The 16,423-nt window shown below is 28.7% G+C and carries 12 protein-coding genes and 1 pseudogene; 2 read left to right on the top strand and 11 right to left on the bottom strand.

Features of this window, described 5'->3' with window-relative positions:
• Positions 1-214: 214 nt before the first annotated feature.
• Positions 215-691, bottom strand: coding sequence for a metallophosphoesterase (locus tag Q0V15_RS07270; protein ID WP_297437484.1), 477 nt, complete (start codon positions 689-691; stop codon positions 215-217).
• Between the two features lie 49 nt (positions 692-740).
• Positions 741-1,352, bottom strand: a complete 612-nt coding sequence (locus Q0V15_RS07275) for an XTP/dITP diphosphatase (RefSeq protein WP_297437486.1) — start codon at positions 1,350-1,352, stop codon at positions 741-743.
• A gap of 224 nt (positions 1,353-1,576) precedes the next feature.
• Between Q0V15_RS07275 and Q0V15_RS07280 the strand changes: the two genes are divergently transcribed.
• The gene (locus Q0V15_RS07280) at positions 1,577-3,274 is read left to right on the top strand and encodes a hypothetical protein (RefSeq protein WP_297437488.1); all 1,698 of its coding nucleotides are present in this window, start codon (positions 1,577-1,579) and stop codon (positions 3,272-3,274) included.
• A gap of 28 nt (positions 3,275-3,302) precedes the next feature.
• On the opposite strand, the gene Q0V15_RS07285 is transcribed toward Q0V15_RS07280, so the two are convergent.
• Entirely contained in the window at positions 3,303-4,796 is a 1,494-nt protein-coding gene (locus Q0V15_RS07285; protein ID WP_297437490.1) for an ABC transporter substrate-binding protein, read from the bottom strand.
• 177 nt (positions 4,797-4,973) lie between these two features.
• Here Q0V15_RS07285 and Q0V15_RS07290 point away from each other — a divergent pair, with 177 nt between their 5' ends.
• Positions 4,974-5,291, top strand: coding sequence for a hypothetical protein (locus Q0V15_RS07290; RefSeq protein ID WP_297437492.1), 318 nt, complete (start codon positions 4,974-4,976; stop codon positions 5,289-5,291).
• A gap of 39 nt (positions 5,292-5,330) precedes the next feature.
• Here Q0V15_RS07290 and Q0V15_RS07295 read toward each other — a convergent pair whose 3' ends face one another.
• From Q0V15_RS07295 to Q0V15_RS07330, 8 genes and pseudogenes are all read right to left on the bottom strand, one after another.
• Entirely contained in the window at positions 5,331-5,603 is a 273-nt protein-coding gene (locus Q0V15_RS07295) for a hypothetical protein (RefSeq protein ID WP_297437494.1), read from the bottom strand.
• A 104-nt stretch (positions 5,604-5,707) separates the two neighbouring features.
• Positions 5,708-7,696: an NAD-dependent DNA ligase LigA gene (ligA, locus tag Q0V15_RS07300; protein ID WP_297437496.1), complete on the bottom strand. Its 1,989-nt coding sequence runs from the start codon at positions 7,694-7,696 to the stop codon at positions 5,708-5,710.
• 240 nt (positions 7,697-7,936) lie between these two features.
• Positions 7,937-11,296 carry a UvrD-helicase domain-containing protein gene (locus Q0V15_RS07305; RefSeq protein WP_297437498.1) on the bottom strand — a complete coding sequence of 1,120 codons (3,360 nt, stop codon included), beginning with the start codon at positions 11,294-11,296 and terminating at the stop codon, positions 7,937-7,939.
• 438 nt (positions 11,297-11,734) lie between these two features.
• Positions 11,735-12,454, bottom strand: coding sequence for a pseudouridine synthase (locus Q0V15_RS07310; protein WP_297437499.1), 720 nt, complete (start codon positions 12,452-12,454; stop codon positions 11,735-11,737).
• A 113-nt stretch (positions 12,455-12,567) separates the two neighbouring features.
• On the bottom strand, positions 12,568-13,212 hold the full coding sequence (locus Q0V15_RS07315; protein WP_297437501.1) for a lytic transglycosylase domain-containing protein: 645 nt from the start codon (positions 13,210-13,212) through the stop codon (positions 12,568-12,570).
• Between the two features lie 24 nt (positions 13,213-13,236).
• Positions 13,237-15,252, bottom strand: a complete 2,016-nt coding sequence (locus tag Q0V15_RS07320) for a triple tyrosine motif-containing protein (RefSeq protein WP_297437503.1) — start codon at positions 15,250-15,252, stop codon at positions 13,237-13,239.
• 237 nt (positions 15,253-15,489) lie between these two features.
• Entirely contained in the window at positions 15,490-15,936 is a 447-nt protein-coding gene (locus tag Q0V15_RS07325) for a YaiI/YqxD family protein (protein WP_297437505.1), read from the bottom strand.
• 193 nt (positions 15,937-16,129) lie between these two features.
• A pseudogene (locus Q0V15_RS07330) lies at positions 16,130-16,423 on the bottom strand (glucose-6-phosphate isomerase); the annotation flags it as partial.

Below are 16,423 nucleotides of genomic sequence, written 5' to 3' on the forward strand. Positions count from 1 at the left end.
CTCATGCTCCCAAAGCACGCGCGCTCCCATCTGCGCCACACCCCGATATGGTGTAGAAAACTTTTTTCAAGTTTTCTTCGTCGTCGCTGCATCTCTTTGGCGACAATAGTTATTCTACACTATATATTTACTCTCGTCAACATATTTATTGATAAAAGATTTTATTTTTTCAACAAATATTCATAAAGTTAGTTATTTAGCCATTTATACATCTTTATTTAATTTCAATAATATCTATTTCTACATTATCATCTAATAATATATCAATTTTAATATATGATTTACTGTTATCTCTTGGTAATGGTATACTTCCTGGATTTAATATATAAATCCCACCTTCTTCAATTAAAACTTTTTTATGTGTATGTCCAAACATTATAAAATCAGCATTTAACTCTAGTCCTTTATAGTAAATTTTATCTAAACCATAATTCACTCCATACCTATCCCCATGTGTTATAAAGAACTTCTTTCCACAAAGTTCAATTAATTGTTCATTTTCACCTTCTTTTCCATAATCACAATTCCCTTTTACCATATATACTGAACCATTAAAATTTTTTTCTAAATATCTCGCATCATCTATATTATCACCTAAATGGATTATAACATCTGAATTTTTACTTATTTCTAATATTTTTTCCATAGCTTCCATACTATTATGCGTATCACTAACTACTATAATTTCCACTTTTTACTTACCTCTTTTCTTTATCAAATTATCTATATATTTTTTATTTCTATATAATTTCTTTAATTTTAGCTTTTAACTTATCTAATGCTCTACCTCTATGACTTATCATATTTTTCTCTTTTGAAGTAATTTCTGAAAATGTCTTGTTATATTCTTGAACATAAAATAACGGATCATATCCAAACCCCTCACTTCCACTAAGCTTTGTTTCTATAACTCCGTCTACTTCACCTCTAACCACAATCTCTTCTAACTCTGAATTTATAGCAGTAATTACACAAACAAATCTAGCAGTTCTTTTTTTTCTGTCTACTCCTGTAAGTTCTTTTAATAACTTTTGATTATTAGCATCATTATCTCCATGAACACCAGCGTATCTTGCTGAATAAACTCCTGGTGCTCCATTTAAATAATCCACTTCAAGACCTGAATCATCAGACATTACAATAAAATCACTTTCTCCTTTATTTTTCAAATGCCTTACTATCTCTGTAGCCTTCTTTTTAGAATTTTCTTCAAAAGTAACTCCATCTTCCTCTACATCTATATCAATATTTTTCTCCGCTAATGATTTCACACTTAAATCAAACCCTACTAACATTTCTTTTATCTCTTTTATTTTATGTATATTATTACTTGCAATTATAAACTCTTTCATACTATTTCTCCTTATACACTTCATATTTTTCTATCTTATAATATTATAACCCTAATTTTAAAAACACTTCTATAATTTCTTATACTATTTATTTACTTATGTATTTTAATATAATTTTCGCTCTTATATTTTTAATTTATAAAAATTCTCTTCTTCTAAGTAGGTAATATTTCCTCTTATATCTCATATTATTATTATATGAATTATTTTATGAGGTGACTGTATTGAAATATATAGGTTCTTTCTTTAGAATGAATTCAATTTCTCCAAAAGAAATTGAATCACAACTACTTTACTTCACAAGAGAATCTTTGAATCATATAATACTTGATTCAAAATGTGGAGTTCCAATTTCTCAAAAAATGCTAAAAAAAACACTTTCAGATAGTGAATATAATAAAATAAAGGAACTAAATCCCATAATAGCTATATATAAAAAAGCAAAACCAAATATATACTATTCAAAGCATAGTAAACTTTGGGATGAATCAAGCTTTAAAAAAGATATACTAATATCATCTAATGCTCTTATGACTTTATCTTTATTAAAATTATCTACCTACTACAAATCATTTAAAAACATAGATGACAAATTGTTTTCTTTATCAAAAACATATTTAAAAATAGCAAAAATACAACTTGATTTTTACTATGAAAAACTCCGAAATAATGAAGGTTTTTTTATTGATAAAAGAAATACATCAACATCTAACACTAGCTTTCCTGACCTTATTGATATAGACCAAAACTTTTCTTTCTCTGATCAAGCTTTTATGATGTGTGCTTATTATTCTTACTCAAAAGCTACAGAAGACAATAAAGAATGTGAAACTTTTAGAAGCTTTGCATTAGAAATTTTAGAAATGTTTAACGCTCGAAAAGATTTTTTATATGATGAGAATATAGAAGAATGTTCTAAAATTTGTTATGCATTTAATAATATGTACTCTATGTCTAAAAATATTAAGTGTAAAACTCTACTACTCGATATGTCAGATTTCATATTATCTAAGTACTTAGATTACGGCATTGATGAAAAAGATATGTCCCTTGCCACACTCACAGCTGTAAACTTATATCAAGCTTATAAAAATACAGGTATTTTAACTTTCAAAGAAAGTTTTTATGATATTTGTAAATTATTCAAAAGCTTATATAATGATGAATTATCAACATTTATAAAAGCAAGCGATAAAAAAGATATTAAATACTATAATATAGAAATCATTTTATATCTTGTAAATTTAATGCTTTATAACAAAAGTGATGCAACTGAAACTGAGCTTGATGATACAATTTGTAATTTCTTTAAAAATTCATTAATTAACTCTGATATAATAACAAGTTTCCCTACACCACCCAATCTCGATTGTGTAGAGAGATATAAACATTTTTCTAATAAGTCTACCGATTTACTTGATGATTTAATGTTCTCCCTTCCTGATATAACAACACCAGAACTATCATCACTTGCTCCAGTATACTTAAAATCTACAACATATTCTAAAAAGAAAGGTTGTTACTCAACATCTAAAATGAATTTTGAAAGCTATAATAACATGTTTATAAATTTCCTTATATTAGACCTATTTTCAGATGACTATATAAAATTTATCGCACCAATTCCACGAGCTAAAAATTCTAATTCAAAATCTGATAATAGAAAAAATAAATCATTTAGAAATTCTTCAAATAAAAGCGAGGTTACAATAAATGAACCTCAAACTATTAAAGAAGAAAATCGTCCTGAAATTATAAAAAAAACAACTCCAAGCGCTGAATCACTTCAAGATATCTTAACTGTATCAGCACTTCCAGTTGATAAACCTGATAACACAGTATATTCTGATAAATCTAATATAATAGATGTTAAAATTCTAAAAGATGATTTATCTACTATCAATTACGAAGAAATAGAATAAATGAACTAGGGGCTATTATTTATAGCTCCTAATTTTTATATATGCTTTTTCTTAGAATCAAATTTCCATTTAAGTCTACATATATATTCTCTACCCTATCTGATCTACACCAATAATTATTTCGTCTATATAATGATATAACTGTAAATTCACTATCTTCAAATTTTGATAATACTTTCCCTACTCTATTATTTATATTATCTTCATTTAAATCTACACTATCTAGTAATATCTCAAATTCCCCTCTATCAACAATTGAATTTATTTCATCGGTTTTATATAACTTAAATTCTAATATCAACCCAAGTTTTTCAAATATATCTTTTAAATAAATTTCTAAACTTCTATTTTCAAAATTATTTACTCCAACCACTCTTATTTCCTCAGTTTTTATATTAGGAATTGTACTTAGATAATTTTCTGCAACTTCTAATGCACCACTACTTACATTGCTACTAACTACTACTTTTTTAAACTCATCCTCAAAAAAAATATTTTTTTCAATTTCCTCTGATGTTACTTCTCTAGTTTCAGACCTAGCCAAATTATTTTTAATCATATAACTCTCATTTAGGGAATTACTCAAACCTATATATATTGCTTTTCTAAAATCTAAATATTTTGAAATTTCACTCTCTCCATTAAAAACCATATAATCAATTATTGATGATTTTCCAACATTTATTTTTGATAAAAGCTTTCCATCATCAAATGCACTTTTAGGTGGATTATATGCTATATCAAGTTTTCCTGTATTATACATAGCAAAATCCTTTATATAATCTGCACCACCTGATATTTGTATATCCTTTGCTCCTAAAAACTCACCTGTGTATTCTATATTTTTAGTTAAATTAAGTATTCCCTCTTCCATACTTAAAACTCTATATGCACCTGTATATCGAATTTCTTCATAATTTTCTTTATACGCTCGTAAATTATCATCTAAATCTCTTAGTCTATATTCTGGCTTTGTTAATTTTCTCAAAAAATCATCATCTTTAGTTACAAGTCTAAATTTTAGTTCTGTATCACTTGTCGAAGTTATTCCTATTTCATCAAAACTTTTAATTCCTTTTTTATATTCCTCTGCGCCAAAAATAGTGAACAATTCATCCGAAGTATATTCTTTATTCTCTGGAGATAATATATCAGAAAAAAACTCAATAAAATCATCTGCTATTATCTTTTCACCATCACTCCAATAAGCATCTTCCCTTAAAATTAAACTGTATGTTAAACCATCTACTGAAACTTTCCACCCCTTAACAATTAATGGACCTATATCTCCACCCTCTGTAATTTCTACAAGTCCATCAAACAAAGCACAAATTATATCTTCTTCTCTTGTGCTAATATCATTTGATACCTCAAGGCTCTTTGGAATACTACTCCCTATACTTAATTGTTCCTTTTTATTTTTAACAACAGCAACTGGCTCTATTTTAGAGCAACCAACTAAAATAAATATACCTATTATACACAATATAATAAAACCCTTAAAATATTTTCTCCTACCCATCAATAATCTCCTTTATACATTCATTTCTAAATTATTGACAAGTATTAATTTTTTTAAACACAAATGAACTTTGCTAATATAAATTTACACAATATGGAGAAAAATGTTATACTTTTATTATTAATTATATAGGGGGTGAACTGTCTTTGAGTACATACTTTAAAGACGGGATTAATTATGACTATTGCAGTTCAAATTATTGCTATAATCTTTATGCTTACATTAATGTTTATAGGTATATGGAGTTTTGTTATAGCTAACAAGGCATATAATCAATTTAAATATAAAAATTATCTGCTAGAAAAAATAGCAAATCAACTAGCTTTACTAACTGAAAACTCACTTAGTAAAAATGAAGAAAAGAAAATTATAGATAAAGAAGAAATTAAACCTGACGTAACAGTTGAAACTTTTGTTATGACAGATGAAATATTAGAGTTCACAAAGGAACTTCAAGATGTTCCTCCTATTTTTGAACTTGAAAAAGAAATATAATAAAAAACAAGTCATAGGATTCCTCCTATGACTTGTTTTTTATCTTATTAAAATTTCTTCACCAATTATATTTCTAATCTCTTCATCAGTTATTTCAAAATCTATTCTCTCTTTTAAAATAAGAAAAGTTTCATCAATTGACTTAGTTTCCCCATTATTAAAGCCCTCAACAATCTTCGGATTATTATCTAGTATATTGTTAACTAAATTTTTAACTACACTCTCATTTGTTTGCTTCTGTTTTTGTTTTTCTAAAACATCCACTTCATTATTTGAGTCTTCTATTACATCTACCTCATTATTAATATCCATAAAATATTCTCCTTAATTGAAAAATGTCTTTCTATCCATTAGTTATTGGCTATTTATAATTTAAATAACATTAACTTCTAGATATCATAGCTATACTTTGAATTTTATATCATACCTTCAAATTCTTCTTCAGTAAGTACTTTAACTCCAAGTTCTAAAGCTTTATTCATTTTAGAACCAGCAGCATCCCCTGCTATAACATAATCAGTTTTTTTACTAACACTTCCTGAAACTTTAGCTCCAAGACTTTCAAGTTTTGCTTTTATTTCTTCTCTTGAATAATTTTTAAGACTTCCTGTTGCAACAACAGTTTTCCCACCAAATATACTCTCTATAATTTCAACCTCTTCAAACTTTGGATTAACACCGACTTTTAAAAGTTCATCTATTATAGATACAGCTCTTTCTTCTCTAAAAAAGTCCATTATACATTTGGCTACTATATCACCAACATCTGAAACTCCAACAAGTTCATCAAATGTTGCTTTTTTTATATTTTCAAGATTTTTAAATTCTTTCACTATATCTTTTGCAGTTTTAACACCTACATTTGGAATGCTTAAAGCATATATAAATGCTGGCAGTTCACATTCCTTACTACCTTCAACTGCAGCTAATAACTTCTTAGCTTTTTTATCCCCAAATCTTTCAAGCTCTACAAGTTTATCAAATTCAAGCTTATATAAATCTGATATAGATCTGATATCTAACTTTTCAAAAAGTTGTTCTGCTGTTTTTTCTGAAAAACCTTCTATATTCATAGCATTTCTTGATGAATAATGCACTATTGTTTTAACCATTTGAGATTTACACCCTAGTGTATTATCACAGAATAAATGAACTCCATCCTGATGAATCTTTGCACCACATGATGGACAATTCTCAGGAGCAAGTATTTCTACTGCATTTTCAATACTAGACTCAACAACACCCATTATCTCTGGTATAACATCATTACTTCTTCTAACAAAAACTTCTGAAGCAAGCATAACACCTTTTCTTTTAATATCATCCATATTATTAAGTGTAACCCTCTTAACTGTAACTCCAGCAAGTTCTACAGGCTCAATTAACGCTATTGGAGTAATTCTTCCACTTTTCCCTGTATTCCATTCAACTTCTAAAAGCTTTGAAGTTGTTTCTTGAGCTTCAAACTTATAAGCAATTGCCCACTTTGGAGCTTTAACTGTATATCCCATAAGTTCTCTTGTTCTAATATCATCAATAGCTAGTACAAGCCCATCAATATCATAATTAAGGTCAAATCTTATATCTTCTATATATTTAATTTCTTTTTCAATATCAGAAATTGTTTCACAAACCTTAATATAATCATCCATAGGGAAACCTTTTTCTTTTATAAAGCTCAACATTTGTGTATAAGTTTCAAATTCAGCACCAGTATTATATCCTATATCATAGAAAAATGCTGATAATCCCCTTTTTGCAGTTTCATTAACATTTAAGTTTCTTAAAGCCCCTGCTGCTCCATTTCTTAAGTTTTTAAGAGGAGTTGTTGCAGTTTTATTATACTTTTCAAAAGCTTCTGTTGTAAGAATTGCTTCTCCATGTACTTCTAAAAAGTCATTTGAATTAATCTTTAGTGGTAAAGCTTTGATTGTTTTAATCTGAGCTGTTACATCTTCTCCAACCTCACCATTTCCTCTAGTTGCACCAGTTACAAGAATTCCACTCTCATCATATGACAGATTTATAGAAAGTCCATCAAACTTTTTAGTTGCAATATATTTAATGCTTGGTAACTCATTTGTTGCTGTTTTATTATATTCATCAACAAACTTAATGTTTCTTTTATGGAAGTCTTCAATTTCCTTAATAGTTTGAGCTTTAGCAAGACTCCATAGTGCTGCTTTATGCTTATACTTTTTAAACTCTGATAAAATAACATCTCCAACTCTCTGTGTTGGTGAATAATCTAGCTTGTATTCTAGTTCTTTCTCTAAGGCTGTAAGTTCATCATATTTCTTATCATATTCTTTATCACTAATAGAAGGTTCTCCTAATGTATAATACTCATAGGCATATCTATTAAGGTCATCTACTAGTTTATTCATTATTTCAACTTTATTCATACTAAATTACTTACTCCTACTTTCTATTTTTCATAATATATATATTATAACCCTATATATAAAATTTAAAAACACTATACTGTATAAGAAATTCTTAAGATTTGCATAATTTTTAGCAAAGTATTAGTTATTAAACTTTATTCATATATATTTTATACTTATATATTATACAGTTTTTGCCCTAATTAATTTTAAACATTAAAATAAGCCCCAAAATTTTGAGGCTTATTTTTCTTATTTTTAAACTAATTCTAAAACAGCAAAACTTAACATAAGATGTTTAACACCTTGACTGTCAAATGCTATTGTAAGTTTTATATCTGCACCAACTTTTGTAGTTGTTACTATTGTACCAACACCAAATTTGCTATGCTTAACTTTCATTCCCATTTTTACATTATCAGCAGTAACATTTTTATCCGTATTGCTTCCACTAAGTATACTAGCCAGCTGACTTTCTGCACTTTCTCTACTAATCTTGTGAGAATATGAGAATTCATTTCTAAGTCCATGTGGATTGTTAGAAGCTGAAAACAACTTAGACTCATAAGCACTTTTTGTCTTTGCTGGTTTAACTACTGGTTCTTTCTTTATATATTCTTTTAAATCTGTTGGAATCTCTCTAATGAAATCTGATTGTGGATAAGCCTGTGTTTTACCAAAGACCATTCTATTTTCAGCAGATGTCATATAAAGTTTTTCCTCAGCTCTTGTTATACCAACATAACAAAGTCTTCTAGCCTCTTCCATTTCCTTCTCATCTTCTAATGCTCTAGCACTTGGGAATATACCTGTTTCCATACCAACCATAAATACAACTGGGAACTCAAGTCCCTTAGCACTATGAATAGTCATTAAAGTAACATAGTTATCATCACTCTCACCATTATCTGCATCCTGAACAAGTGCAACTCTCTCTAAATAATTAGAAAGATTTCTCTCATCCTCTGGAGCTGTCTTTTCAAAATCAACTGCATCAGAAACAAGTTCCTTTAAGTTTTCAATTCTACTCTCATCTTCTAAAAGTTTTGAAGCTTTTAAAGCATCAATATACCCTGATTTTTCAAGAACATACTCTATTAAGTCTGAAACAGATAACTTTGATGCCATAACTTTAACATCTTCCATCATATCAGCAAACTTAAGAATAGGATTTTTCCCTCTTGAAGTAAGACTTTCTATCTTTTCAACATCTAAAATAGCATCATAAAAATCAAGGTCTAAAGACTTTGCATATAAATCTATTTTTTCAATTGTTGTATTACCAATACTTCTCTTTGGAACATTTATAATTCTCTTAAGTGAAATATCATCTTGTGAATTTAAAATAACTTTTAAGTATGAAAGAATATCTTTAATCTCTTTTCTATCATAGAACTTAAGTCCACCAAATATTCTATATGGAATACCAGTTCTTCTTAAAGCTTCCTCAAAAGTTCTTGATTGTGCATTAGTTCTGTAAAGAACAGCAAAGTTTTTATAATCCCATTCTGTTTCTCCACTTCTAAGCTTCTCAATTTCAGTACACACAAATGTTGCTTCCATCTTATCTGAGTAAGTTCTTTCAATAGTAATTTTCTCTCCAGCTTCTTTCTCAGTTCTTAAAACTTTAGACTTTCTCTCTGCATTATTTCTTATAACACTATTAGCAGCATCTAAAATATTTGCTTTTGATCTATAATTCTCTTCAAGCTTAACAGTTTTAGCACCAGGATAATCTTTTTCAAAGTCTAAAATATTCCTAATATCTGCTCCACGCCAAGCGTAAATACAGTTATGGACTGCAACACCATTGGCTATATAATTTCTTGCAACTGGTACATTTATATCATAAACAAATCCACTATAAGCTTCTGTGCTTATAGAAACTATTTTATCTTCTATTATTTCACTTCCATTAAAACTTCCAATAATCATTCCAACCTTTAAACTACCAACTGGCATAAACATAAATGATTTTTCTGAAGTAAGTCTTATCTTTCTTGAAAGTTCATAACAATCTTCAACATTTAAAATACTCTTTGTAAGTTCTTCTGCTTCATCATAAGCAACTCTTTCTGTTTCAATCCTGAAAGTATCTCTTTGACCATCTCTAACATTAAAACCAGCATCTTCAAACTTAGTTCTATCATCACCTGATGAATTTAAAGATATTCTATGTGATAAACAAGGTCTACTTACTGCTTCTCTTCCACCAAAAATAGTTAAATTAACTCTTTTTCTTACAGACTCACCTCTTACAACAGCTCCACTAACATGATGTGGATATTCAAAATGTAAGCATTCATCATCCATAAGTTTATTAGCTCTATCATAAGTATCTATATTTTTAAATAAATTATTAACTTGCTCTTGGCTTAAAAGTAAACTTCTTCCTCTTGTATTAAATACAACCTTTGGAATACCATATTCATATGAATAATATTCCTCAAAATATGATGCCTCATCTCTAGTATCACATCTTTTAATTATCCACATTTTATCAGCTTGCTCACCATTAAGTCTAACTGCAAGACCTGATACAAGTTCATTTTCTCTACTTCTAACTGAAGATGTTAGACCTATTCTATATCCTTTACCTTCTTTATACATAAGATAAACATAGAATTTATCATCCTCAACAATTTGCTTTGCAAATGTTATATGATTTGCAGTTGCTTTAAACTCTTTTCCACTCTCTGTTTTAACAACAAAAAGATTTGAAGTAATTTCTTTCTTTGAAATACTCTCAACCTCTAAGAAATCAGTTTTTCCATTTCCAGTTGCAACTCTTACAAAATCACCAGACTTTATATCTTCAATTTTAGCATCACCTGTTTTAGTTTCTATATTTGTTCCTTCAACTAAACATTGATCATCATCTCCAACTACACAGATATTCTTATGTTTATCAGCTAAAAACTTTGCAAATTCATATTGTGCTTTATTAGTATCTTGATACTCATCTATCATTATGTATTTAAATTTATTCTGATAAAAATCTAAAACATCTTTATGTTCTTTAAAAAGCTCTACTGCTTTAAATATTAAATCATCAAAATCAAGGGCATTATTACCTTTAAGTTTTTTCTGATATAATTCATAGCAATCAGCAAGTTTTTCTTTTCTAAAATTACCTTCAATACTTCTTCTATAAGCAGCAGGTGTTAAAAGACCATCCTTTGCTTTACCTATTGAACCAAGAATTTCATTATCTGAAATATCCTTATCATTTATATCAAGCTCTTTCATTACATGCTTAACTAATGTCTTTTGGTCTGAAGAATCATATATAGTAAAATCTTTTTTATATCCTAATTTATCTATTTCTCTTCTTAAAATTTTTACACAAGTTGAGTGGAATGTTGAAATCCACATACTGTTTGCAACATCTCCAACTAAAGACCTAACTCTGTCTCTCATTTCTGCCGCTGCTTTATTTGTAAATGTTATTGCCAGTATGTTATAAGGTTTTATTTCTAAATCATTTAGCATGTGTGCTATCCTATGAGTTAAAACCCTTGTCTTTCCCGAACCAGCACCCGCAAGTATTAATACCTGCCCATCTATTGTAGTGGCTGCCTCATACTGTTCGCTATTTAATAAGCTTTTTAAATCCACTATCATCAACTCCTTTTAAATCTAATATCTACTATTCTTAATTATATCATACTAATATAAATTTTTTCTAATTCTTATGTAACCTTCACACGCCCTAATACAAGTATTCCCAAATTTGGCTCATTACAAACACTTTTATAAAAAAATATAAAAGCTCTAAGACAAAAGTCCTAGAGCAGTCATTTATAAAATTTCTCGATATAAAGAACGTAACCCTTGGGGCCAGGTTACGCCTTAGCAATAAGCAATAAATAAAAAGGGGGCTATTTCATTCCTTTTATTTATCCTTGCATTAACATTATATTAAAAAGGTTTTCTTATTGCAAGTAGATTTTATGAAATTTTTGTAATTTATCTACCAGTTTTACATTTCTAAAAGGTTTTTTTTAACTATTGATAGCTTTATTGAAAATTTTACTATAAATTTATCAATTTTTATTAGAAATCTCTACATAAAAGATTTAACTCATCTTGAGTTAACTCTCTGTACTCCCCTTCTTCAAGTGATTCATCTATATCAATATTACCAAATTTAACTCGTCTAAGATATGTAACTTTCTTCTCTCTAGCTTCAAACATTCTTTTAACTTGATGGAATTTACCTTCTTGTATAGTTATATGAACCTTAGCCATATCACCTAAGTTCTCAAGTATCTCAAGTTTACCTGGCAAACACTTATATCCATCACCAAGAGTAATACCTGTTTCAAAAGCTTTTATATCAGCCTCTGTAATTTCATCATTAATATGTGCAAAGTAAATCTTATTTACTCCATACTTTGGTGAAATAAGTTTATGATTAAGTTCACCATCATTAGTAAGTAAAAGAAGTCCTACTGTATCCTTATCAAGTCTACCAACTGGGAATGGTTCAAATATTTGATGCTCTGGTGAAAGTAAATCAACAACAGTTTCATCTCTGTTATCAAAAGTTGCTGAAATAACTCCATCTGGCTTATTCATTATTAAATATATAAACTCTCTATAAATAACCTCTTCAGTTCCAACAAAAATTGTATCCTCATTTGGGTCAACCTTTGCATTAGAGTCTTTTATAACAACTCCATTAACAGTAACAATCCCCATCTTTAAAGTTTTCTTAAGTTCTTTTCTTGAACCATATCCTAAATTTGAAAGTACCTTATCTAATCTTTCCAAAATAACATCCTCCTAAAATTCCTATATTAATCATATCGCTATTATTATTTTTACATTATACCAAAAAGAGAGCAAATTCCAAAAAAATCTGAAATTCACCCTCTAATAAATTATTACAACTCACTATAAAATTTAAAAACCTTTGGTACATAATTTTGAGTTTCCTTTGGCATCTTATATAAATCACTCTCTGATTTAACACCTCTTCTCTCCATAGTTCCTGGTCCACCATTATAAGCCATAAGAGCCATTTTAGTATCTCCATCAAATCTATCAAGATAATTTCTAAGAATTTTTGTCCCACCATTAATATTTTGCTCAATATTATACCCATCTGTAATTCCTAGCATCTTAAAATTAGCAGGCATAATCTGCATAACTCCCTGTGCCCCTGAACTTGATGTAACACTAGGGTTAAAATTAGATTCAGCTTTTATAATAGATTTTATAAGTTTCTCATCAACACCATACTTTGAAGAGGCACTTTTTACAGCCATATCAATTCTCTCACTATCTGACTTACCTGCACTCTCACTACTAATAACTGTATCTGGCTTAGCAGGCTTTAAAACATTTAAATCTTCTGTAATATCTTTATCTAACGTATTTTCACTATCTTGTTTACTTGCTGCTGACTGCAATACAGCCTCCATCATAATAGAAAACTCTGGAGAATCTTTTTTCTCACTACTTTTTTTAGCCTGAGCTAAAAGTGTCATTGCTGCAATTTGCTCAGCTCCAAGTCCCTTAATTTTCATAAAACCACCCCTTATAACTGTCTATTACTCAACATTTAATTCTAGAACACCATAATCTTCATAGGCACATTTTCTATGATGACTTTTAGCTAGAACTAAAACCTTATACTGTCCCTCTTTAAAAGGTCTAAATGCATAATATTTTTTTCTACTATATTTCTGAACAAGCGCCCAACTATTATTAACCATTATATAAAACTCATAACAAACACTCTTACCACCATTACTTGTAGCACTAAAATTAATTTCATCATTAATTTTATAATTAACTTTATCACTCTTCACAGTCATATTAGTAACTGGAGGTGCTTCATTAACATAAAACTTAACATCTCTTCTACTATCAAATCCTATCTCACACTTTTCATTCTTAACATAAATCTCTATAACATATTTACCAGGACACTTTGGAGAAACTTCAAGTTTTCTAATACTATCATACTCTGTTTCCTCAACAACCTGTCCATTAATCATTGTTATATACTTCATAAGAGTTTCATTAGTATTTTGAACAATCGCTTCTATATCAATATTATCCCCAACTAAAAAATAATCCTTAGCTGGCACAAGAATATGGTCTATCTTTGCTTCCCTATAAGACTTAACATCTACATGAATTAAATTATGTGTATCATATCTTTTATCCGAATACTTATCCTTAACCTTAATATCAATATCAAAAACCCCTGCCTGACTTGGTGTAAACTCCATGAAATTCTTATCACCATAAGGAAACTCTGCTATAATTTTCTTATTCATTAGAACATCAAAAGCATATTTTATACTTGTTCCACCATCAGTTTCAACACTTATAATAATAGGATTATCTACAACATTAATTCCTTGACTATTTGTATCAATCTTTGTAATTCTAACTGGCTTATGAATATCTTCCTCAACAGTAAAGTTTATACTTGCCTTAACCTCACAAGCCTCTGGTTTTTCACTAATAAAACTGTCATCCTTAACATATACAGTTATTGTATAATCTCCAACAACCTTTGTATTCCAAGAAAAAGCATTCCCTCTTCTAAATCCAGAATCCTCTCTATGTGGTCCTGTAATAAGGAATCTATATCTTAAATCCTTTCCACCTGATACAATAGCTTTTATAATTACATCCTCACCAATAGTTTCAGGAGAACTTATATCAGTAGTTAAACTTTTAAGTTCTAAATCCTTATATGGTTTAATTCTATAATTCATAATTGCCCTATCATCATAATCCTTAGCAGAGTACATATCTCTTATAGAGCACATAAGTCTATACTCACCACTTTTATCTTCAATAAATGAAACCATATTTCGTGATGAATAATCTTGAACACATATTATAGTTCCATCTGGTCTAACCTTAACAAACTTATAAAGCCCTGTTCTATCATCCTCAAAACTTGCATCAACCTTAAAAATCAATTCCTGCCCAACTAAAAGCTCATTTGCTAAACATTTAAAATCAACAATCTCAACATTTTCAATATTATTAACAAGAAAACTTGTCGTACTATAATCATCAAAATTATTATCTGAATCTGGGATTTTACATTCAATCAAAACATCAAAGCTTCCAGCTTCACTAGCAGTAAAACTAAGTTCATTATCTGGAGTATAATCTCTCATAAGTCTCCAACCATCTTTAGAACTTATAAAATATCTATACATCACAGGTGATTTTAAAGAATCAACTCTAATCTCAACCTTATTCCCAATATCATAAGTTCCTTTATTTATAAAAATATCTCTTATTAAATTTTCTTCACTCATCCCTACACTCAAACTTCTGGTAGCCTTATAATCAAATGCTTTATCAGAATTTTTCTTCTTTGCTTGAGCTATAATCATATACTCACCAATATCAATTGGTGTCCATATAAACTCATTCTCATATGTAAATTCTTCAGCTAAGGCGTTCCATACTCCCTCTCTTCCTATAAGTATTTTATATGTTAAATCTTCATTTGTATTATTCTCTATTTTTATATCATAACACTCTTTATCATCTATATCTCTTGTGTATATGTCAATATATAACCCTTCCATACTCACACCCCTGCCACCAATCTCTAATTCTACTTAAAATTATACAACTTTTACCATATTATGTAAACATATTAAACGATTTAGAATATTAATTTTCTTTAAAAATAAATGAATATTAAAAATTTTTTAACACATAATATTAGTAGTGTTAAACAACACTATAAATCTCCTAATTTTATTATATCCATATAATCAAACCATTAAAATAAAAATCTCAGGTCAGACCTGAGATTTTTTTTATATGCTAAGTTTAGCTCTTTTAACAACTGACTTAATAACCTCATAAAGTTTCAAGTCATCTTCCTTAGTTCTCTTACTAGCCCCCTTACTTCTAAGCCCAGCTTTTCTTGCTTTTTGAGATAGATGTCTTTCAAATAAAAGCCTATCAATATTATCATCTGTATAAACTTTTCCCTTAGGTGAAATTGCAAAACCTTTTTTCCCAAGAACCATAGCTGCAACTCCAAAATCCTGTGAAATTACAACATCACCAGCCTTAGTTTCATTAATAACATACATATCTACAGACTGAAAGCCTTTATCTACCCTTTTAACCGTTCCATAATCTACAATTATATTATGGTCAATTGTTGCATAAACAATAAGTTCAACTTCTTCTTCTCTTGCTACTTTTTCTATAAATTTCATTCCAGGGCATCCATCCCCATCAACTATTATTTTCATAAAAACACCTCTTTAACTTCATTATACTAATAAATCACCAAACTTTTAATTAAAAGTTATCCACAGAATTTATTTGTAAAAATTATCCACAATATTCTTTCCATTTAATTCCACAAAAAAAAGAGCCATCATATACGCAAATATCATTAAAATAATATTTCCATATAGATAACTCTAAAATTAAAACTTTAAATTATAATCTATTTTCAAGCTCTTTCTTTAATGTTTCATATCCTGGTTTACCAAGAAGTGCAAACATATTCTTTTTATAAGCTTCAACACCTGGTTGATCAAATGGATTAACACCTAAAAGATATCCACTAATTCCACAAGCTTTCTCAAAGAAGTAAGCAAGTTTACCAAAATAGTATGGTGTAAGTTCTGGAACATTAATTATAAGATTTGGAACTCCACCATCATTATGAGCTAAAAGTGTTCCTTCAAAAGCCTTACTATTAATAAAGTCCATAGTTTTTCCAGCAAGGAA

The sequence above is a fragment of the uncultured Clostridium sp. genome, from assembly GCF_947036855.1.
Classification (GTDB): Bacteria; Bacillota; Clostridia; order Clostridiales; family Clostridiaceae; genus Sarcina.